Annotated in this window: 19 protein-coding genes and 1 tRNA gene; 16 read left to right on the forward strand and 4 right to left on the reverse strand. The window is 64.2% G+C overall.

Translation table 11 applies throughout. From position 1 onward, the window contains the following. Nucleotides 1-96: 96 nt before the first annotated feature. A complete protein-coding gene (locus JG739_RS03290) occupies nt 97-285 on the reverse strand; it encodes a hypothetical protein (RefSeq protein WP_202365225.1) in 189 nt (62 codons plus the stop codon). A gap of 7 nt (nt 286-292) precedes the next feature. Beyond that, nucleotides 293-490, reverse strand: a complete 198-nt coding sequence (locus tag JG739_RS03295; protein WP_202367730.1) for a hypothetical protein — start codon at nt 488-490, stop codon at nt 293-295. A gap of 166 nt (nt 491-656) precedes the next feature. On the opposite strand from JG739_RS03295, the gene rsmI reads away from it, so the two are divergent. From rsmI to JG739_RS03310, 3 genes are all read left to right on the forward strand, one after another. Beyond that, nucleotides 657-1,604 carry a 16S rRNA (cytidine(1402)-2'-O)-methyltransferase gene (gene rsmI / locus JG739_RS03300; RefSeq protein ID WP_202365226.1) on the forward strand — a complete coding sequence of 316 codons (948 nt, stop codon included), beginning with the start codon at nt 657-659 and terminating at the stop codon, nt 1,602-1,604. Further along, nucleotides 1,597-1,974, forward strand: coding sequence for a YraN family protein (locus JG739_RS03305; protein ID WP_202365227.1), 378 nt, complete (start codon nt 1,597-1,599; stop codon nt 1,972-1,974). Before rsmI ends, JG739_RS03305 begins: the two co-directional genes overlap by 8 nt. A 271-nt stretch (nt 1,975-2,245) precedes the next feature. Continuing rightward, nucleotides 2,246-4,279 carry a winged helix-turn-helix domain-containing protein gene (locus JG739_RS03310; protein WP_202365228.1) on the forward strand — a complete coding sequence of 678 codons (2,034 nt, stop codon included), beginning with the start codon at nt 2,246-2,248 and terminating at the stop codon, nt 4,277-4,279. 17 nt (nt 4,280-4,296) lie between these two features. On the opposite strand, the gene JG739_RS03315 is transcribed toward JG739_RS03310, so the two are convergent. Both JG739_RS03315 and JG739_RS03320 read right to left on the reverse strand, forming a co-directional pair. After that, nucleotides 4,297-4,623, reverse strand: coding sequence for a hypothetical protein (locus JG739_RS03315; protein WP_202365229.1), 327 nt, complete (start codon nt 4,621-4,623; stop codon nt 4,297-4,299). Between the two features lie 275 nt (nt 4,624-4,898). Next, nucleotides 4,899-5,705: an undecaprenyl-diphosphate phosphatase gene (locus tag JG739_RS03320; RefSeq protein ID WP_202365230.1), complete on the reverse strand. Its 807-nt coding sequence runs from the start codon at nt 5,703-5,705 to the stop codon at nt 4,899-4,901. A gap of 163 nt (nt 5,706-5,868) precedes the next feature. Here JG739_RS03320 and JG739_RS03325 point away from each other — a divergent pair, with 163 nt between their 5' ends. From JG739_RS03325 to JG739_RS03385, 13 genes are all read left to right on the forward strand, one after another. After that, entirely contained in the window at nt 5,869-6,561 is a 693-nt protein-coding gene (locus JG739_RS03325; RefSeq protein WP_202365231.1) for a glutathione S-transferase family protein, read from the forward strand. Beyond that, nucleotides 6,542-7,702, forward strand: coding sequence for a tRNA epoxyqueuosine(34) reductase QueG (gene queG / locus JG739_RS03330; protein WP_202365232.1), 1,161 nt, complete (start codon nt 6,542-6,544; stop codon nt 7,700-7,702). Before JG739_RS03325 ends, queG begins: the two co-directional genes overlap by 20 nt. After that, nucleotides 7,699-8,604, forward strand: coding sequence for an SDR family oxidoreductase (locus tag JG739_RS03335; RefSeq protein ID WP_202365233.1), 906 nt, complete (start codon nt 7,699-7,701; stop codon nt 8,602-8,604). The genes queG and JG739_RS03335 overlap by 4 nt, the downstream gene beginning before the upstream one ends. Before the next feature lie 60 nt (nt 8,605-8,664). Next, nucleotides 8,665-9,768, forward strand: a complete 1,104-nt coding sequence (gene mepA, locus JG739_RS03340) for a penicillin-insensitive murein endopeptidase (RefSeq protein WP_202365234.1) — start codon at nt 8,665-8,667, stop codon at nt 9,766-9,768. A gap of 279 nt (nt 9,769-10,047) precedes the next feature. Beyond that, complete coding sequence (locus JG739_RS03345; RefSeq protein WP_202365235.1) at nt 10,048-11,067, forward strand: glucokinase; 1,020 nt, start codon at nt 10,048-10,050, stop codon at nt 11,065-11,067. A gap of 112 nt (nt 11,068-11,179) precedes the next feature. Next, nucleotides 11,180-13,102, forward strand: coding sequence for an ABC transporter ATP-binding protein (locus JG739_RS03350; RefSeq protein WP_202365236.1), 1,923 nt, complete (start codon nt 11,180-11,182; stop codon nt 13,100-13,102). Beyond that, the gene (gene dapB / locus JG739_RS03355; protein WP_202365237.1) at nt 13,099-13,935 is read left to right on the forward strand and encodes a 4-hydroxy-tetrahydrodipicolinate reductase; all 837 of its coding nucleotides are present in this window, start codon (nt 13,099-13,101) and stop codon (nt 13,933-13,935) included. The genes JG739_RS03350 and dapB overlap by 4 nt, the downstream gene beginning before the upstream one ends. 33 nt (nt 13,936-13,968) lie before the next feature. Next, nucleotides 13,969-14,589, forward strand: coding sequence for a 2,3-bisphosphoglycerate-dependent phosphoglycerate mutase (locus JG739_RS03360; protein ID WP_202365238.1), 621 nt, complete (start codon nt 13,969-13,971; stop codon nt 14,587-14,589). A gap of 329 nt (nt 14,590-14,918) precedes the next feature. Further along, a tRNA-Leu gene (locus tag JG739_RS03365) sits at nt 14,919-15,003 on the forward strand. Between the two features lie 405 nt (nt 15,004-15,408). After that, on the forward strand, nt 15,409-16,341 hold the full coding sequence (locus JG739_RS03370; protein ID WP_244749676.1) for an ABC transporter substrate-binding protein: 933 nt from the start codon (nt 15,409-15,411) through the stop codon (nt 16,339-16,341). Beyond that, nucleotides 16,338-17,030, forward strand: coding sequence for a L,D-transpeptidase (locus JG739_RS03375; protein WP_202365240.1), 693 nt, complete (start codon nt 16,338-16,340; stop codon nt 17,028-17,030). Before JG739_RS03370 ends, JG739_RS03375 begins: the two co-directional genes overlap by 4 nt. Before the next feature lie 183 nt (nt 17,031-17,213). Beyond that, entirely contained in the window at nt 17,214-17,432 is a 219-nt protein-coding gene (locus JG739_RS03380) for a hypothetical protein (RefSeq protein ID WP_342216433.1), read from the forward strand. 229 nt (nt 17,433-17,661) lie between these two features. Then, on the forward strand, nt 17,662-17,901 hold the full coding sequence (locus tag JG739_RS03385) for a hypothetical protein (protein ID WP_202365242.1): 240 nt from the start codon (nt 17,662-17,664) through the stop codon (nt 17,899-17,901). Nucleotides 17,902-18,121 lie beyond the last annotated feature (220 nt).

The raw sequence follows: 18,121 nt of genomic DNA on the forward strand, positions 1-18,121 counted from the left end.
GGAGCGCGCCTCGTAGTATCTGGCGAATAATGCGGCCGAGCGTTTCCCCATGCTTTTGAGAGAAGTGTCTCGGGCCAATCGCCAGGGTTGCGGTAGTCAGGCGTCGTGCCTGGGGCGGCGCTTGGCGTGATCTTTCTCGGCGTCCGCCTCACCGTCGCGAGCCGGCTTGGCCTCACCCTTGTCGCGGCGGGCGCGGTATCGATCGCTTGTCGGATGTGGGGACGCTCCGTTGCGGGAGCTTTTCGTTTCAAGGCGGGTGATGAAAATGTCGAAGCGATTGGGCATCGTCTGGTCAGTGCTCCATCGTGCTGCCGGTGCCGGTCGAGGGCTCGATTTCCAGCTTGGTTGCCTTTGACCGACGGCGCTTCCGCGGCTTTTCAGCCAAGCCGGCGCCGGCTTTGGCAGGCAGACTCTTGTCCGTTCGCGCGGCAAAGCGCTTGCGGCCTGCATAGTAAGGTTCGAAAACGTCCTGTATCTTGAGGCTGTCCATCCTGCTCCTCCCGAGATCAGGCATAAATCCGCCGGGCACGGTTTCGTTCCGTACTGTGGCGAAGGCATGACGGCCGCGTCACTCCGGCATGGGTTTTGCAACCCGGCGTGAGCCGTGCCAAACAGGGCCGAATGCATTCAAGGTCAGAGCCTGACGGGGGACACAAGTGACCGGCGAGTCGGCAAAACGCAGCTACGTGATCGGCCAGACCGAGATATCGGCCCGGCCGCTCGAGCCGGCGCTCTACCTGGTGGCGACGCCGATCGGCAATCTCGCCGACATCACATTACGCGCGCTTGAAACGCTCGCCGCCGCCGACATCGTCGCCTGCGAGGACACGCGTGTCAGCCGCGTGCTGCTCGACCGCTACGGCATTCGCCGCCGCACCACGGCCTATCATGAGCACAATGCCGGCGAGGCCGGCCCAAAACTGATCGCAGCCTTGCTGGCGGGGCAGAGCGTGGCGCTGATCTCGGACGCCGGCACGCCGCTGATTTCCGATCCGGGCTACCGACTGGTCGGCGAAGCGCTCGACCAGGGCATTCGCGTCGTGCCGATCCCCGGCCCGTCGGCGCCACTCGCGGCGCTGACCGCCTCCGGACTGCCTTCCGACGCCTTCCTGTTCGCCGGCTTCCTGCCAGTGAAGACCGGCCAGCGGCTGACGCGGCTGGAAGCGCTGAAGGCGGTGCCGGCGACGCTGATCTTCTTCGAATCGCCGCGCCGGCTGACCGAGACGCTTAGTGCCATGGTCGAGGCGCTGGGTGGCGCCCGCAAGGCGGCGATCGGCCGCGAGTTGACCAAGGCCTTCGAGGAGATACGGACCGGCACCTTGCAGTCGCTGGCCGATCATTACGCGGCGGCCGACACGCCGAAGGGCGAGATCGTCATCTGCGTCGGCCCGGCAGACGCAACGGCCGACGAGCCGGCCGACATCGACCGGCTTCTGCTTTCGCTTGCCGCCGAGATGCCGGCCTCCAAGGCGGCGGCGGAAGCCGCCAGGATGACCGGCGGCCAGAAGCAGGCGCTTTACCGGCGGCTGCTCGAACTCAAGGATATTGGGACCAGGGGCGATACTGGGAACAAGGGCGATACTGGCAAAGACGGCGATGGCTGAACGCCCGGTCGCCAGCCGCCAGCGGGCCTATCGGCGCGGCCACCGCAGCGAGTGGCTGGCGGCTGCGGCATTGATGGTGAAGGGCTATCGGATCCTGGCCCGCCGCCACCGCACGCGGTTCGGCGAGATCGACCTGATCGCGCGGCGCGGCGACCTGGTGCTGATCGTCGAGGTGAAGGCGCGCCGTACATTGACGGAAGCGATGGAAGCTGTTCGCTACGAATCGGAGCGCCGCATCGAAAGCGCCGCCGATCTCTGGCTGTCGCGCCAGTCCGACTATGGCAGTTTGACGGTGCGCTTCGACATGGTCGCGGTGCTGCCGTGGCGCTGGCCGGTGCATGTCGAGAACGTTTTTTACGGGCGGAGCTAGGCTCTGGAAGTCGCCGATCGGATCCGGATCGCAGCGCATGGACCATTCCACGTAGAAAGCTCCATCGAGGCATAATCCAGGTCGATGCGCCAGCCGGCTCGGTCGCGGCTTTCCACACGTTTGCGGTCGCAGCGCGAAGTTTCGTCCCGGGAAGTAGTGCCGACCTTCAAACGCCAGTTGACTTTCGGCTACAGGCGCCGATTCTCAAGTCCAAGGCGGCCTGCCGAGCAACTTGCCGCCCGAACGATCAGCACGATGATCGAGAGCAGCTTTGAACCTGGTCAATCCGCCGAGCCTTGTTCTAAACGGTGTCGAGTTCGATTTCGACGCCGGTCTCCTGCACGGCGAGCATGGTGAAGATGTCCCGCTGCGGCCTCAATCGCTCGCGGTGCTGAAGCATCTGGTCGCCAACGCCAACCGTGTCGTGACCAAGGAGGAGCTCCTGGACGCTGTCTGGCCCGGCATCGCGGTGACGGAAAACAGTCTTTCCCAGTGTATCAGCGAAATCAGGAAAGCCATCGGCGACGAGAAGCAGAGCCTGCTCAAGACAGTCGCGCGACGGGGATATCGCTTTGTCCCCGAAAGCCAAGCGCCCGGCATACCTCACGATCGCTACCCGCAGGTTCACGGCACTGCCTCTCCTGATCAGCACGAGACCAAAAGCCGGCGAAGCCTGATATTTTTAAGCGCTGCACTGGCAATCGTTGCCGCAGTCGCGGCGTTCATCTGGAGGCCTACATTTGATACGGAAGTGCCGACCTCGCTCTCGATCGCGGTTCTGCCGTTCGCAAATCTCAGCGAAGCCAAGGAGCAGGCCTATCTTGCCAACGGTTTCGCCGACGATCTGACGACAGAGCTGGCTCGCGTTCCCGGACTGTTCGTCGTCTCGCGCAATGCCACGCGTGCATATCGCAACAGCGGTCTGCCGCCGGCGAAGATCGCCAAAGAGCTCGGCGTCCGCTACCTGCTGGAGGGCTCGGTTAGACGCCTCGGCGATGAAGTGCGCATCAATGCGCACCTGGTCGATGCCTCGACGGTTGGCCAGATCTGGGCCGAGCGGTTCGAAGGTCCGTTCAGCGATGTGTTCAAGCTCCAGGACCAGGTGACCGGTCAGATTGTCGCCGCCCTGCAGCTGAAGCTCGTGCCGGGAAAAGCAAACCTGGCGGTGTCCGGCGATACTGACGATCCGGAAGCTTACCAGGCTTTTCGGCGCGCTATCGAGGCGCGACGGACGGATACGCCATCAGGCACCGTGGAAGCATCTGACTACCTGCGCCAGGCCTTGGCGCTGGATGCCGATTTCGGCGCGGCGGCCGCGGAACTGGCATGGCTCCATTGGGACGCCGACGACGCGAGGAGACAGGCTCTAGGGCTCAGTTGGACCGAAATCGACGACGAGCTCTACGGCAATCTGGCCATCGCTGCCGGAAATCCGTCTCCCGGTTACTATCAGCTGATTTCCGAGCTTCTGGTCCGGGAGCACAGGTCCGACGAGGCGGTGGCTGCCCTGCAAAAGGCGATAGCGCTCGACCCGAGCGATTCCTGGACCTATGAAGGGCTGAGCCAGGCCCTCATCTTCAACGGCAGGCCGGCAGAGGGGCGAACCTTTCTCGACGCGGCCCTACGCGTCGATCCCGGGTGGACGGAGTGGCGACACTACCAGGCTGGCTTGGCAGCGTTCGGCCAGGGCCGCTACGAGGAGGCGGTCGCGCAGCTTGAGCAGGTCGATGTTCGGTCGCCCAATCCCTGGACGAAGTTCTACGGCCTGCATGTTCTTGTCGCAGCGCTTGCGCATCTCGATCGCCTGCCGGAAGCGGCCTCAGCCCTGGAGCAGCTCCGAGGCTTGCTGTCGGAAAGGCAGGAAGGTCAGCCGAACCTGCTGATTGCGCAGCAGTTCTTCGTCTACAAGCGACCGGAAGACATTGCTCGCCTGCTCGATGGCTTGAGGAAGGCTGGGGTTTCTGAGCTTCCTGCCGGAATGGAACCCGAATCCGCTGAACGGATGAATGGCGTCGAGATCGGCAATCTCATATTCGGACGCGAACTGACGGGACGCCAGGTTCTGCCCGATGTCTTAGCCTACCATGCTCTGATTGCGGCAGACGGCAGCGTGACCCGAAGAGTTGGTGAGGAGGTCGTGACCGGTCGGATGTGGGTGCAGGGCGACAGCCTGTGCAGCGCCTATCCGCGTAAACTGACGGGCTGTGGCGCCGTGTTCCGCAACCTGAACGGCACACCCGGAGCCGCGAACGAATACATCCTGCTGCCTCGCTTCAAGCGTTATGAATTCTCGGTGACGAAGTAGCAGCACTTCGCTGTGTTTTACAGCGGCCATGAGAGATTGAGGTTCATTTCGCTCATGCCTTCGGTGACGTACGGGCCACAGCGCTTCAATGCGTCGGCGAAATCCTTGGCCAAGCCCTTGAACGTCTCGGTCTGTGGCGCAACATCGACGATTTGGATGGCACTGACGTGCCCCTCGCTGGTGAAGCTGACGTGGACATCTGCACTGAAGCTGATTCCGCGCATCGCCGTCTGCGTAGTCCAACAGCTTGCTGCCCGTTCGACAATGTAGCGGGTCAGATCATCCCCAGCGGACGCGGTGGTTGCGGCGCCGATCACGAGAACTCCCAAGATGCGGTTGATCATCCTCTATCTCCTCAATTCGACGCCCGAACCGTGTGGGAACGTCGTGGGAGAGGACGCGAGGGCTCGTTCGAAGTCATGATATCGGCGTGAAAAAGTTCTGAAGAGTGGTGAACGCAGTCGATTTGGCTATCGGATGCACCAAGCGGGCGAGGACGGCCCGGCGAGGACGGCTTGGGTCGGAGGGGCGGGTCTACGCTGGTCGTCCCCCACCGTCAGCCGACATTGTCAGGCCAAGCGAACAAATAGAGTCCTGGCGACAAAATAAGCGTGCCGCCTCACCCCCAGACGAGCAGCGCCGCCAGGCCGACGCTGCCGATGACCAGCCGCCACCAGCCGAACAGCGAATAGCCGTGGCGCGACACGTAGTTGAGCAGGAAGCGCACGACGACAAGCGCCGCGACGAAGGCGGCGATGAAACCGGCAGCGATGATCGGCAGATCGGCGCTGGTCAGCACATTGCGGTTCTTGAACAGGTCGAAGGCGAAGGCGCCGACCATCGTCGGCATGGCGAGAAAGAAGGAGAATTCCGCAGCCGCCCGTTTGTCGACGCCCAGAAGCAGCGCGCCGACGATCGTCGAACCGGAGCGCGACGTGCCGGGGATCAGCGAAAGGCACTGGAACAGTCCGATCTGCAGATAGAGCCGGAGCGGAAACCGCTCGACGTCGTGATAGAGCGGTTTTGGCTTGAAGCGATCCACCCACAGCAGGACCAGGCCGCCGATGATCAGCATGATGCAGATCAGCCTCGGCGATTCAAACAGCACCGTCTTGATGAAGCCATGCGCCAGCGCGCCGATGGCGGCCGCCGGCAGAAAGGCGACGAGGATGCCGAGAACGAAATGCCGCGTCACCCGATCACGCGGCAGATCGACCAGGATCTGCCACAGGCGCTGGAAATAGACGCTGAGGATCGCCAGTATGGCGCCGAGCTGGATCAGGATCTCGAAGGCCTTGCCGGTCGAATGGAAGCCGAGAAAATGGCCGGCAAGCAGGATATGGCCGGTTGACGAGACCGGAATGAACTCGGTCATGCCCTCGATCATGCCGAGCAGCAGCGCTTCGACAATGGTCTGGCTTTGCATGGAAACCTCGGCGTTCGAGTGAGGGCTTTGAAGAACGGCTTGCTTGTCATGGCGCGGAACTCCTCCTATAGGTCGCAGCACCCTGACGGCCACCTGAATCGCGGCGGCCAAGACTTACCGGCGCAACCGGCGATTTGCCAGTGCGCTCTATTATCGCGGGACCATGCTGACGCTTTTCCATCACCCGATGTTCGCCACCTGCCGCTTCGTTCGCCTCGCTTTCGGCGAGTATGGCGAGGAGCTGGCGCTGATCGAGGAAAAGCCGTGGATGCGGCGCAAGGAGTTCCTGGCGCTGAACCCGGCCGGCACGCTGCCGATCCTGCTTGCCGAGGGCGACGTGCCGATCGTCGGCGCCATGGTCATCGGCGAATATCTCGACGAGACGCGCGGCGTGCTCAAGCGCGACAAGCGGCTGTTCGCCGAGGACCCGATGGAGCGCGCCGAAATCCGCCGGCTGACCGACTGGTATCTCAACAAGGCCGATAGCGAGGTGACGCGGCACCTGGTTCGCGAGCGCGTGCTGAAGCCGATCATGCCGGAAGCGGCGGGCGGCGGTTCGCCCGATTCGGCGGCGATCCGTGCCGCGCGCGCCAACATCCGCCAGCACATGAAATACACCAACTGGCTGGCCGGCACCCGCCACTGGCTGGCCGGCAGCAAGGTCACCTATGCCGACCTCGCGGCTGCGGCTGCGCTGTCCGTGCTCGACTATCTCGGCGAGATCGACTGGCGCGAACACGCTGCGGCGCGCGAATGGTATGCACGGGTGAAATCACGGCCATCGTTCCGGCCGCTTTTGTCCGACCGGGTGCGCGGCCTGTCGCCGGTGTCACATTATGCGGACCTCGATTTCTAGAGCGCAAAACCTGCGCGCGCTGATCGACCGCGAGGCGCGGCGCGCCGGTTTCGATGCCGTGGCCGTCACCACGCCCGATGCCATCCCGCAGGCGCCGGCCCGTCTTGCCGCCTTCGTCGCCGACGGCTTCCACGGCTCGATGGGCTGGATCGCCGAGATGCTGGAGCGCCGCGGCGAGCCGACGGCGCTTTGGCCCGAAGTGCGCTCGATCATCGTGCTGGCCATGAACTACGGGCCGGACCACGACCCGCGTGCGGTGGTGGGCAAGCGCGACCGCGGCGCGATCTCCGTCTATGCGCAAAACCGCGATTATCACGACGTGATCAAAGGCCGGCTGAAAGAGATCGCCGGCAAGATCGTGGCGCACTCGGGGAGCGACGTAAAAGTGTTCATCGACACCGCCCCTGTGATGGAAAAGCCGCTGGCAGAAGCTGCCGGCCTCGGCTGGCAGGGCAAGCACACCAATCTGGTCAGCCGCGAGCACGGCTCCTGGCTGTTCCTCGGCACCATCTTCACGACGGCCGAGCTTGCACCCGATACGCCCGAGGACGACCATTGCGGCTCGTGCCGCGCCTGTCTCGACGTCTGCCCGACCGACGCCTTTCCGGCGCCCTACCGGCTCGATGCGCGACGCTGCATCTCCTATCTCACCATCGAGAACAAGGGGCCGATCCCGCACGCGTTCCGCGAAAAAATCGGCAACCGCATCTATGGCTGCGACGATTGCCTGGCCGCCTGCCCATGGAACAAGTTTGCCCGGGCGGCGTCCGAGGCAAAGCTCGTCGCCCGCGCCGACCTGCGCGAGCCGCCGCTCGCCGAACTGTTGGCGCTCGACGATGCTGCTTTCCGGTCGTTGTTTAGCGGTTCTCCGGTCAAGCGCATCGGTCGGGACCGCTTTGTCCGCAATGTGCTGATCGCCGCCGGCAATTCCGGCGAACCCTCGCTCGCCAACGCCGTGCGTGCGCTGCTCGGCGACGCCTCGTCGCTGGTGCGCGGCGCGGCGGTATGGGCGCTGTCACGGCTTGTGCCGGCTTCGGAATTTGCCGAATGTGCCAGCGCTGCGGTGGAGGCAGAAGGCGACGAGGCGGTGCGACGCGAATGGCGCCTGGCGCTGGCAAATCAAATCGAGGCGCATGCATGAGCGAGAAGCGGATCTTCATTTTCGGCGCCGGCTATTCGGGCAAGGCATTTACCCGCGCCAGCAAGGATGCCGGCACGATCCTTGGCACGACACGCGCGCCCGAAAAATTCGAAGCGCTGCGGCAGGCCGGAATCCAGCCGCTGCTTTTCGATGGCGCGCTGACGCTTGAAATCAGCGACGCGCTCGAGACAACGACCCACCTCGTCGTCTCGGTGGCGCCGGACGAGGCCGGCGACCCGGTGCTGAATGCGGCGCGCGGGACGATCGCGGCGAAGATGCCGGCGCTCGAATGGATCGCCTATCTCTCCACCGTCGGCGTCTACGGCGACCATGGCGGCGGCTGGGTCGACGAAACCGCCGAATGCCGGCCGGTGTCGAAGCGCTCGATGATGCGTGTCGCCGCCGAGCAGGACTGGCTGAAGCTGGGTCGCGACATCGGCCGGCCGGTGGCGATCCTGCGGCTTTCCGGCATTTACGGGCCGGGCCGCAATGCCCTGGTCAATCTGGAAAACGGCACCGCGCGGCGGCTGATCAAGCCCGGCCAGGTGTTCAACCGCATCCATTGCGATGACATTGCGGGGGCGCTTTGGCATCTGCTCAAGGACAACAGCGGCGGCATCTTCAACGTCACCGACGACCTGCCGGCGCCGCCGCAGGACGTCGTCACCTATGCAGCAGGGCTGATGGGCATCACCCCGCCACCGGAAATTCCCTTCGAGAAAGCCCAACTTTCGCCGATGGCGCGGTCCTTCTATGGCGAGAACAAGCGTGTCGCCAACACGGCGATCAAGGCGGCCGGCTATCGCCTCCGCTTTCCCGACTTCCGCAGGGCATTCGACCATATGTGGGCTGAGGGAAACTGGCGCGACGGCGAGGCGCGCAGCCCGATGAAGCGGTCGTGATCGAAATCGCGCGCCGGGCGTGATATGATGCGAGTTAATTTCGCAGAGGGGTTCTGCCACATGAAAACATTGACGCGAGCATTGCCCGGCAGAAGGCTGTTGCTGACAGCAGCGCTCGCCGTTCTCGCCATTACCGGGCTTGCAGCGCGACCTGCGGCGGCCGAGGAGCTGGCAAAAAACCTGTTCGGCGCAAAAAAACTGCCGGCCGTGGCTGCGCCGCAGTCGATCGGTTTTTATTCCAAGGGCTGCTTTGCCGGCGGTGTCGCCATACCCCTGAACGGCCCGAAATGGGAGGTGATGCGGCCTTCGCGCAACCGCCGCTGGGGCCATCCGACGATGATCGCGCTGATCGAGAAACTGTCGCGCGACGCCGCGGCCGATGGCTGGCCCGGCCTTTTGGTCGGCGACATTTCGCAGCCGCGCGGCGGCCCGATGCTGACCGGCCATGCCTCGCACCAGATCGGCCTCGACGCCGACATCTGGCTGACGCCAATGCCCGACCGCAAGCTTACGCTCGAGCAGCGCGAAAACATGAGCGCCACCTTGCTTGTCGACGAAAAGACCCATTTGGTGAAAGATGCGCTCTGGGCACCGGCGCATACGCGGCTGCTGAAGCGCGCGGCAAGCTATGCCGAAGTCGAGCGGATCCTGGTCAATCCCGGCATCAAGAAGAAGCTCTGCGACACGGTGAAAGGCGACCGTGGATGGCTGCGCAAGGTCAGGCCGTTCTGGGGCCACGACTATCACTTCCACATCCGCATCGGCTGCCAGCCCGGCTCGCCCAAATGCAAGGCGCAGGAAAACACGGCGCCGGGCGACGGCTGCGACCAGTCGCTGGCATGGTGGTTCACCGAGGAGCCGTGGCGCCCCAACAAGAACCCGGACAGGCCGAAAGCGCGCGACCTGATGACGATGGCGAGCCTGCCCGCAGCATGCCAGGCCGTGCTCGACGGGCCAGATCCGGCTTCGGCGGAGGCGGTCACCTATTATGGCGACTATTATGGCGACGGCGTGCCGGTCGCGGTTGCACCCGTTCTCACGAAGGCTCCGTCGCCGGCGCGGGCATCGGCAAGCGCCGCGGCAGCGCTGCCGGCCGCGGCCAACGCCTTCGCGGCAACGCCGGAGATCGGCATTCCGCTGCCGCGACCCCGACCAGGGGGCTGAGGCCGACCAACTGTAGACGTCGGCGCCGCCCCTCATTGCCCTGCCGGGCATTTCTCCCCGTATAGTGACGGGGAGAAAGGGCTGGCCGCAGCCTCGGCACCCCTTCTTTGAACGCCGGCAATTGGCGAAACCGTCGATGACAGCGCCCCTCTCCCCGTCACTATACGGGGAGAGGATGCCGGCAGGCAGGTGAGGGGCAGCGCCAGCGCTGAAGCGACTTTCCCTTTCCCGGGTCATGCGCTAGTCAACAAAAGAACGGCAACCGGGACGGACGAGAGCATGCCAGGCGACGACGACACAGTGCTGCAGTTTCCGGTCCTGATCGGCGACATTGGCGGCACCAATGCGCGCTTTTCAATGGTGCTCGACGCGAATTCGGAACCAACCGAACCGCAGATCGTCCAGACCGCCAATTTCAGCACCATCGACGCGGCGATCCAGGCGGCGGTGCTCGACCGCTCGTCGGTGCGGCCCAACTCCGCGGTGCTGGCGGTGGCCGGCCCGGTCGACAGCGACGAGATCCCGCTCACCAACTGCCCGTGGGTCGTCAAGCCGAAAAAAATGTTTGCCAGCCTCGGCCTCGGCGACGTCGTGGTGCTCAATGATTTCGAGGCGCAGGCGCTGGCCGTCGTGGCGCTCGGCGAAGAGCATATGGAAAAGATCGGCGGCGATGCGCCGGAACCCAATGCCGGGCGCGTGGTGCTCGGTCCCGGGACCGGGCTTGGCGTCGCCGGCCTGGTCCACGCGCTGAACCACTGGATACCGGTGCCCGGCGAGGGCGGGCACATGGATATCGGCCCGCGCTCGCCGCGCGATTTCCAGGTGTTTGCGCATATCGAGAAGCTCGAGGGCAGAATTTCCGGCGAACAGATCCTGTCCGGACGCGGCCTGGTCAATGCCTACCGGGCGGTGGCGAGGGCGGACGGCAAGCCGGCGCCGTTCACCACGCCGGCCGAGGTCACCGCCGCGGCGCTGGCGAAGTCGGATCCGGTGGCCGAGGAAGCGCTGTCGCTGTTCGTCACCTGCCTGGGGCGTACCGCCGGCGACCTTGCGCTGGTGTTCATGAGCCGCGGCGGCGTCTTCCTCACCGGCGGCATCGCGCAGAAAATCCTGCCGGCGCTGAAGACGGGCAATTTCCGCGCCGCCTTCGAGGACAAGGCGCCGCACAGCGAGCTGATGCGCACCATGCCGGTCTATGTGATCACCCATCCGCTGGCAGCGCTTTCCGGGCTTGCCGCCTATGCCAGAAACCCGTCGCTGTTCGGCGTCCAGACCGCGGGGCGGCGCTGGCGGGCCTGACCGACGAAGTTTTTGCCCGCCTTTGCATAGGCAAGCGGCCACCGGGGCGCTAAGAGGATGCCGAATTAACCCGGCCACGGAGCCGGACCGACATCACGGAAACGACCCCGACTTGAACCAGTCGCCAAACCAGCAAGCGCCAAACCAGCAAGCCAAAGCCCGGCCCGGCGAGATCGTGGCGGTGATCCGCCGCATCCTCGCCGAGAACGGCCGCGACTATCGCTGGTATTATGTTCTGGCCGTTCTGTGCCTGGTGATGGTTGCGGCCACGACCGCCTTCACCGCCTGGATCATGAAGGATGTCGTCGATCAGATATTTTACCAGCAGCGCGGCGATCTCATCGCGCTGATCTGCTTGTTGATCCTGGGCGCCTTCATGCTGCGCGGGCTGGCCACCTACGGCCAGGCGGTGACGCTGGCCAGGATCGGCAACAATCTGGTGGCGCGCTACCAGCGCCGCATCTTCGCTCATCTGATGAAGCTCGGCATCGGTTTCTTCAACGACACGCGCTCGGGACGGCTGGCCGCCCAGATCAACGAGAACGTCAACGGCATCCGCGACCTGCTTTCGATGACGCTGACATCCTTGGCACGCGACGCCGTGTCGCTGATCGCGCTGATCGGCGTCATGATCTGGCAGGATCCGATGCTGTCGCTGATGTCGCTGCTGGTCGGGCCGCCGCTGATCTACACCGTCGTCTATCTGACCCGCAGGATAAGGCGCGCCACGCGCGAAGCCGTGCAGATCAACGCGCGGCTGATCGGCGCCATGCAGGAAGCAACGCAAGGCATCGCCATCGTCAGGGCGTTTACGCTCGAGGACGAGCTGTCGCGCCGCATCGGCGATCTTGTCGCCGGCGCCGAGCAGCGGGCCAACCGCATCGCTCGCGTCTCGGAACGCCTATCGCCGATCTCCGACATGCTGGCCGGTTTCGCCGTCGCCGGCGTCATCGCCTATTCCGGCTACCGGGCAGCCGTCGGCGGCCAGCCGCCCGGTGCGGTCTTTTCCTTCATCACCGCACTGCTGCTTGCCTACGACCCGGCCCGGCGGCTGGCGCGCATGCAGGTCGGCATGGAACGGGCGCTGGTCAATGCGCGCATGATCTACGAGTTGCTCGACCTCGAGCCGAAGCAGGGCGACGCGCCCGGAGCGGCCGAAGCGAAGATCACCCGCGGCGAGGTGCGCTTCAACAATGTGTCGTTCGGCTATGTCGCCGACGCTCCGGTGCTGCAGGATCTCAGCTTCGTTGCCGCCGCCGGCAAGATGACGGCCATCGTCGGCGCCTCGGGCGCCGGCAAGTCGACGCTGGTGGCGCTGCTGCAGCGTTTCCACGATGTCGACGCGGGCAGCATCGAGGTCGACGGCCAGGACATTTCGAAGGTCACCAAGCAGTCGCTGCGCCGCTCCATCGCCTATGTCTCGCAGCAGCCCTATCTGTTCGAAGGCAGCATTCGCGACAACATCCGCTACGGGCGGCTGAGCGCCAGCGACGCCGAGATCGAGCTGGCCGCGCAACAGGCCGAGGCTGATGGCTTCATCCGCCAGCAGCCGCAGGGCTATGATACTCCTGTCGGCGAAGGCGGCCTGACGCTGTCGGGCGGCCAGCGCCAGCGCCTGTCGATCGCCCGCGCCATCGTGCGGCAGGCGCCGATCCTTTTGCTCGACGAGGCGACCTCGGCACTCGACAACGAAGCGGAAGCGCGCGTCCAGCAGGCGCTGACCCAAATCATGGCGGGGCGCACGACCATCGTCATTGCGCACCGGCTGTCGACCGTGGTCAATGCCGATCATATCATCGTGCTGGAACAGGGCCGGCTGGTCGAGCAGGGCACACATGCCGCGCTGATGGCCGACCCGCACAGCGTCTATGCCCGGTTCCACCGGGTGCAGGGCAACAAGGGGTTGGGGCTTGTCGATGACGACAAGGGGCTGGGACTTGTCGATGACGACAAGGGGCTGAGACTTGTCGACGACGGCAAGCCAATCCAAACTCCGGGGCAACGCGCGAAGAAGGCGGTCGGGAGAAATTTATGAGCGGTACGGCCACAAACGACGTCAATGAAATGGGCCTGGTGGTGGTCGGCGCGGCCGGAAGGATGGGCCAGGCGCTGATCCGCGCCATCCACACCATTCCGGGCGCCCGCGTCGCCGGCGCGATCGAGCGGGCCGGCTCGCCGCATCTCGGCAAGGATGCCGGCGAACTGGCCGGCATCGGCACTATCGGCGTTGTGATCGGCGACGATCCGCTGCCGGCTTTCGCCAGGGCCGACGGCGTGCTCGATTTCACCAGCCCGGCGGCGACCGTCGAATTCGCCGGCTACGCGGCGCAGGCGCGCATCGCCCATGTCATCGGCACCACCGGCTGCTCGGCGGACGACAATGCAAAGATAGCGGCGGCGGCGCGCCACGCGACGATCGTCAAATCAGGCAATATGAGCCTCGGCGTCAATCTGCTGGCGGTGCTGGTGGAGCAGGCGGCGCGCGCGCTCGATGCCGACGATTTCGATATCGAGATCCTTGAAATGCATCACCGGCACAAGGTCGACGCGCCGTCGGGCACGGCGCTGCTGCTCGGTGAAGCTGCCGCCGCTGGGCGCGGCATCACGCTTGAGGGCAACGATACGCGCGTGCGCGACGGCCATACCGGCGTGCGCAAGACCGGCGCGATCGGCTTCGCCACGCTGCGCGGCGGCTCGGTGGTCGGCGACCACAGTGTCGTGCTGGCCGGCACCGGCGAGCGCATCACGCTTGCCCATCACGCCGAGGACCGGGCGATCTTCGCCCGCGGCGCGGTCAAGGCCGCACTGTGGGCGCGCGGCAGGAAGCCGGGTCTGTATTCGATGCGCGACGTGCTCGGACTCGCCTGAGACGATCTGATCCACCAAACCGAAGGAGCAAAAATGTCGGGAACTCTCGTGCTCGTGCGCCATGGCCAGAGCGAATGGAACCTGAAGAACCTTTTCACCGGCTGGCGCGATGTCGACCTGACCGAACTGGGCCACGCCGAGGCCAGGGAGGCGGGCGCCAAGCTGAAGGCGCGCGGCATGAAATTCGACATCGCCTTCACCTCGTCGCTGATCCGGGCGCAGAAGACCTGCCAGCACATTCTCGACGCCGTCGGCCAGAGCGATCTCGAGACTATCCGCGACCAGGCGCTGAACGAGCGCGACTATGGCGACCTCTCCGGCCTCAACAAGGACGACGCGCGCCAGAAATGGGGCGAGGAGCAGGTACATGTCTGGCGCCGCTCCTACGACGTGCCGCCGCCCGGCGGCGAAAGCCTGAAGGACACCGGCGCGCGCGTCTGGCCCTATTATCTGCACGACCTGCAGCCGCATGTGCTGCGCGGCGGCACAGTGCTGGTGGCGGCGCACGGCAATTCGCTGCGCGCGCTGATCATGGCGCTGGACGGCAAGTCGGGCGAGGAGATCGTCAGGCTTGAGCTCGGCACCGGCGTGCCGGTCATCTACAAGCTCAACGCCGATTCGACGGTGTCATCCAAGGAAGTGCTGGGGGGGTAATCGAATCAGTTCGGGACCGATTTCTCGAAGTCGGCGCCGCCCCTCATTGCCCTGCCGGGCATTTCTCCCCGTATAGTGACGGAGAAAGGGCTGGACGCAACGTTGGCGGCTTTCATGCGGACGATGGTTGATTGGCGAAACCATCGATGACAGCGCCCTCTCCCCGTCACTATACGGGGAGAGGATGCCGGCAGGCAGGTGAGGGGCAGCGCCAACGCCTCGAACAGCTAACGCTAGCACTGGCTGGAGGACGAAACCGGCAAGCGGTGCCTAGCCTCAAAAAAAGCGCGTTGACACTCACCCTTTGCCCGCCTAAAGAGCCCGCACCAGCCCAGATGGCGGAATTGGTAGACGCGCACGGTTCAGGTCCGTGTTCCGCAAGGAGTGGAGGTTCGAGTCCTCTTCTGGGCACCAATCCCTTTGTAAGCTCTTGATTTCCTGGAAACCTTAGGTTTCCCGGTCATCGGCTGCTACACAAAGGTGCTGTCGCTTTGCGAATGACCTCACCCAACAAGGCGTCCCAATACGCCCCCTGGTTCGTAAGGCGCATGCCCGCGAACGTCTTCAAAATTGGCGCCCGGCGGCCGCGTTGTCAGCATCTTCCCATACGGAATGTCATCGAGTAGCGTGCAGGGGCGGCATGTGACGGCGCTCTCTTTGGCGAATGCACTGCTGCACCTTCAGCAGTTGCCGTCAGACCATTGGGCTGCTGTCACAACCCGGTGCTTGCCGTGACAGATTGTTCCCGTCCCGGTTCATTTTCAGCACCGAAGCGAGGGGGAAAGAATGCACAACCGATTGCGGCGGTGCCTGCGGAGAATGTCGCTGGCGGCATTGACGATGCTGGCGGTCCCGGTCCACGCGGCTGATCTTGTCATTGCAATGCCGAACTGGCCGTCGGGCCAGGCGACGGCGAACATCCTCAAGGTCAGCCTGAAGCAACATTTCGGGCTCGATGCCGATGTGCGCGAGATGGGGACGCTTATTGCCTTTGCCGGCCTCGATTCCGGCGAGGTGGACATTCATCCCGAAATCTGGCTGCCCAACCTGGACAATCTGGTGAAGAAGTATGTCGACGGCGCCGGCACGGTAGCCATCAGTCCCATCGGCGTGCCGGCATGGCAAGGCATTTGCGCTACCCGCGAAACGGCCGACAAATTTGACATTCGCGACATTTCGGACCTCACCGACCCGCGCAAGACCGCTGCGTTGGACACTGATCGGGACGGACGCGGAGAACTGTGGATTGGCGCCGAGGGCTGGTCCTCGACGGCTATCGAGCGTGTCCGCGCCAACAGCTATGGCTATGCCAAAACAATGACATTGCTGGAGACGTCGGAGGATGTCGGAATGGCGGCTGTCGATGCCGCGGTCGCCACGGCTCAACCGATGGTGTTTGCCTGCTATGCGCCGCATCACGTGTTTGAACTGCACGAAATTGTCCGGCTTGCCGAGCCGCCTTTTGACCCGGCAAAGTGGAAGATCGTGCTCCCTTCCGAGGACCCGCTCTGGGTCTCGAAGTCCAGCGCGCCGGTGTCATGGGACACCGCACATTTCCACATCGCTTATGCCACCTCATTGCGCAAAAAATATCCGAAGGTGGTCGCGTTCCTGGAAAAGGTCGACCTCAAGCCCGAGGACGCCACCAAGATGAGTTATGCGCTCCAGGTGGAGCGTCAGGATCCTTACGAGTACGCCAAACAATGGGTTGCCGCGCAGGGCGCTCGGGTGCACGGGTGGGCAAATCCATGACCGGAAAGCTGACGATCACGGGACGCGCCGCTCTCCAGCGGCGCTCCCTGACGGCAATTGTCGCGATAGCGCTCGGTCTTGTCGCGGTGGCGGCGCTGGCTGCTGGAACCCAGGTTTTCGATCCGAAAACTCGCAAATGGGTGGACTACGACCGCACCAAGGCGCGCAAATACTATGCCGCGCACAATCAACTGCCAGAGGCGTTTCGCCCGCAGATGGTCAAGTTCCGCACCGCGGAAGTGCCCGGCACGATCATCATCGATGGCAACCAGCATTTTCTCTATCTTGTGCAGCCGGGTCAGCGCGCCATGCGCTACGGTATCGGCGTCGGCCGGGAAGGGTTTGGCTGGGCCGGCATCGTGCGCGTCGGCCGCATGGCGGAATGGCCGACCTGGACGCCGCCGGCCGAAATGATCGCTCGTGATCCGAATGCGGTCAAACATGCGGGCGGCATGCCGGGAGGGCCTGACAACCCGCTCGGCGCCAGGGCGCTCTATCTGTATGAGCGCGACCAGGACACGATCTACCGGATACACGGCACGCCGGAGCCGTGGACGATCGGGCTCGACGTGTCATCAGGGTGTATCCGGATGAGGAACGACGACATCACCGACCTCGCATCCCGCGTCAAAGTTGGAGCCAAGGTCATCGTTCTCATGCAGGGGGCGGCACTTTACAAGGGTGTGTGAAGCCGGGGGTGTGTGAAGCCCGGGGTGTGTAAAGCCGGGTGTGAGAAGCGGCATTCGGAGAGGGACCAAGCAATGTCGGCAAAACCTGCAGTGAGAATTTCGATCCGGGCAACAGCAATTGGATTCTTGGCGGGGGCCCTGAGTGCTTGCGTCAGCGCGCCGCCACCGCCGCCTCAGGACCAGATGTCTAGGACCCAGGTCGAGACGGCCCCGGCGGACCTTCAGCTGCTTTGCGCCGACGCGGTCGCCAAGGCGAGCGGCGCCGATGGCACCAAGATACTTCCGGTTTCATCGAGCAAGATCGATTCCAAAACCTATCAGGTCGAACTCGATGCCAGCGGCAAAAAGACAAGCTGCCTTGTCGATACGGACGGCAATGTCAAATCCGTTCAGCCCACCTGATCGGCTCTGGTCGAAGGATTTTGCGGCGATCTGACGATTGCCGCGAATCTGGCGTCGATTTTGACGTGACGACGTTGGCGACCAGCCGTGGTGAAAGGTTCAGAGACCACGAGAAAAGCCCGGCCGCAACGTGCCTCAAGCCAGCGCCATCATCGCGATTGGCACGTTCGGGCATTGGCTGTACCATTCCTGCGCCGGGCGCCGAAGTTCCGGCAAGGGAGAAACGTCCATGTTACGATCAATTTCGCTTGCGGTTTTCCTGGCGGTCGTTCCTGCGACAGTCTTTGCCAATTCATGCCCGACCATCATGGCCGAGATCGACGCGGCGTTGCCGACCGCAACCATCGCCGAGGCGGACAAGACCAAAGTCAAGGAACTGCGCGCCCAGGGCGAGAAATTGCACGCCGCCGGCGATCATGCAGGATCAGAGGCTGCGCTCAACCAGGCCAAGTCGATCCTCGGCATATAGTCGATACTCGGCATATCATTGAGGCAAGCCTCTGAGACAAGCGCGGTTTTCCTGTTCGACTGATCGGCGATCGGCAGCGAACGTCGATAATTCCCGTCAGTGGCGAATCGCAAACCTTTGAGCTTGGCCGAAGCACCCCTCCACTTCGTCATCCCAGGGCAAGCAAGGAGCGAAGCGACGCGGCGTAGACCCTGGGATGACGAAGGGAGGCGTGTTTCGG

It is taken from the genome of Mesorhizobium sp. L-2-11 (assembly GCF_016756595.1).
Taxonomy (GTDB): Bacteria; Pseudomonadota; Alphaproteobacteria; order Rhizobiales; family Rhizobiaceae; genus Mesorhizobium.

Coding starts and splice junctions, on each gene's coding strand:
- JG739_RS03380 (WP_342216433.1), top strand. CDS start 17,214: ATGTCTAGGACCCAGGTCGAGACGGCCCCGGCGGACCTTCAGCTGCTT.
- queG (WP_202365232.1), top strand. CDS start 6,542: ATGCGGACCTCGATTTCTAGAGCGCAAAACCTGCGCGCGCTGATCGAC.
- dapB (WP_202365237.1), top strand. CDS start 13,099: ATGAGCGGTACGGCCACAAACGACGTCAATGAAATGGGCCTGGTGGTG.
- mepA (WP_202365234.1), top strand. CDS start 8,665: ATGAAAACATTGACGCGAGCATTGCCCGGCAGAAGGCTGTTGCTGACA.
- JG739_RS03320 (WP_202365230.1), bottom strand. CDS start 5,705: ATGCAAAGCCAGACCATTGTCGAAGCGCTGCTGCTCGGCATGATCGAG.
- JG739_RS03315 (WP_202365229.1), bottom strand. CDS start 4,623: ATGATCAACCGCATCTTGGGAGTTCTCGTGATCGGCGCCGCAACCACC.
- JG739_RS03385 (WP_202365242.1), top strand. CDS start 17,662: ATGTTACGATCAATTTCGCTTGCGGTTTTCCTGGCGGTCGTTCCTGCG.
- JG739_RS03360 (WP_202365238.1), top strand. CDS start 13,969: ATGTCGGGAACTCTCGTGCTCGTGCGCCATGGCCAGAGCGAATGGAAC.
- JG739_RS03375 (WP_202365240.1), top strand. CDS start 16,338: ATGACCGGAAAGCTGACGATCACGGGACGCGCCGCTCTCCAGCGGCGC.
- JG739_RS03345 (WP_202365235.1), top strand. CDS start 10,048: ATGCCAGGCGACGACGACACAGTGCTGCAGTTTCCGGTCCTGATCGGC.
- JG739_RS03335 (WP_202365233.1), top strand. CDS start 7,699: ATGAGCGAGAAGCGGATCTTCATTTTCGGCGCCGGCTATTCGGGCAAG.
- JG739_RS03290 (WP_202365225.1), bottom strand. CDS start 285: ATGCCCAATCGCTTCGACATTTTCATCACCCGCCTTGAAACGAAAAGC.
- JG739_RS03370 (WP_244749676.1), top strand. CDS start 15,409: ATGTCGCTGGCGGCATTGACGATGCTGGCGGTCCCGGTCCACGCGGCT.
- JG739_RS03325 (WP_202365231.1), top strand. CDS start 5,869: ATGCTGACGCTTTTCCATCACCCGATGTTCGCCACCTGCCGCTTCGTT.
- JG739_RS03295 (WP_202367730.1), bottom strand. CDS start 490: ATGGACAGCCTCAAGATACAGGACGTTTTCGAACCTTACTATGCAGGC.
- JG739_RS03305 (WP_202365227.1), top strand. CDS start 1,597: ATGGCTGAACGCCCGGTCGCCAGCCGCCAGCGGGCCTATCGGCGCGGC.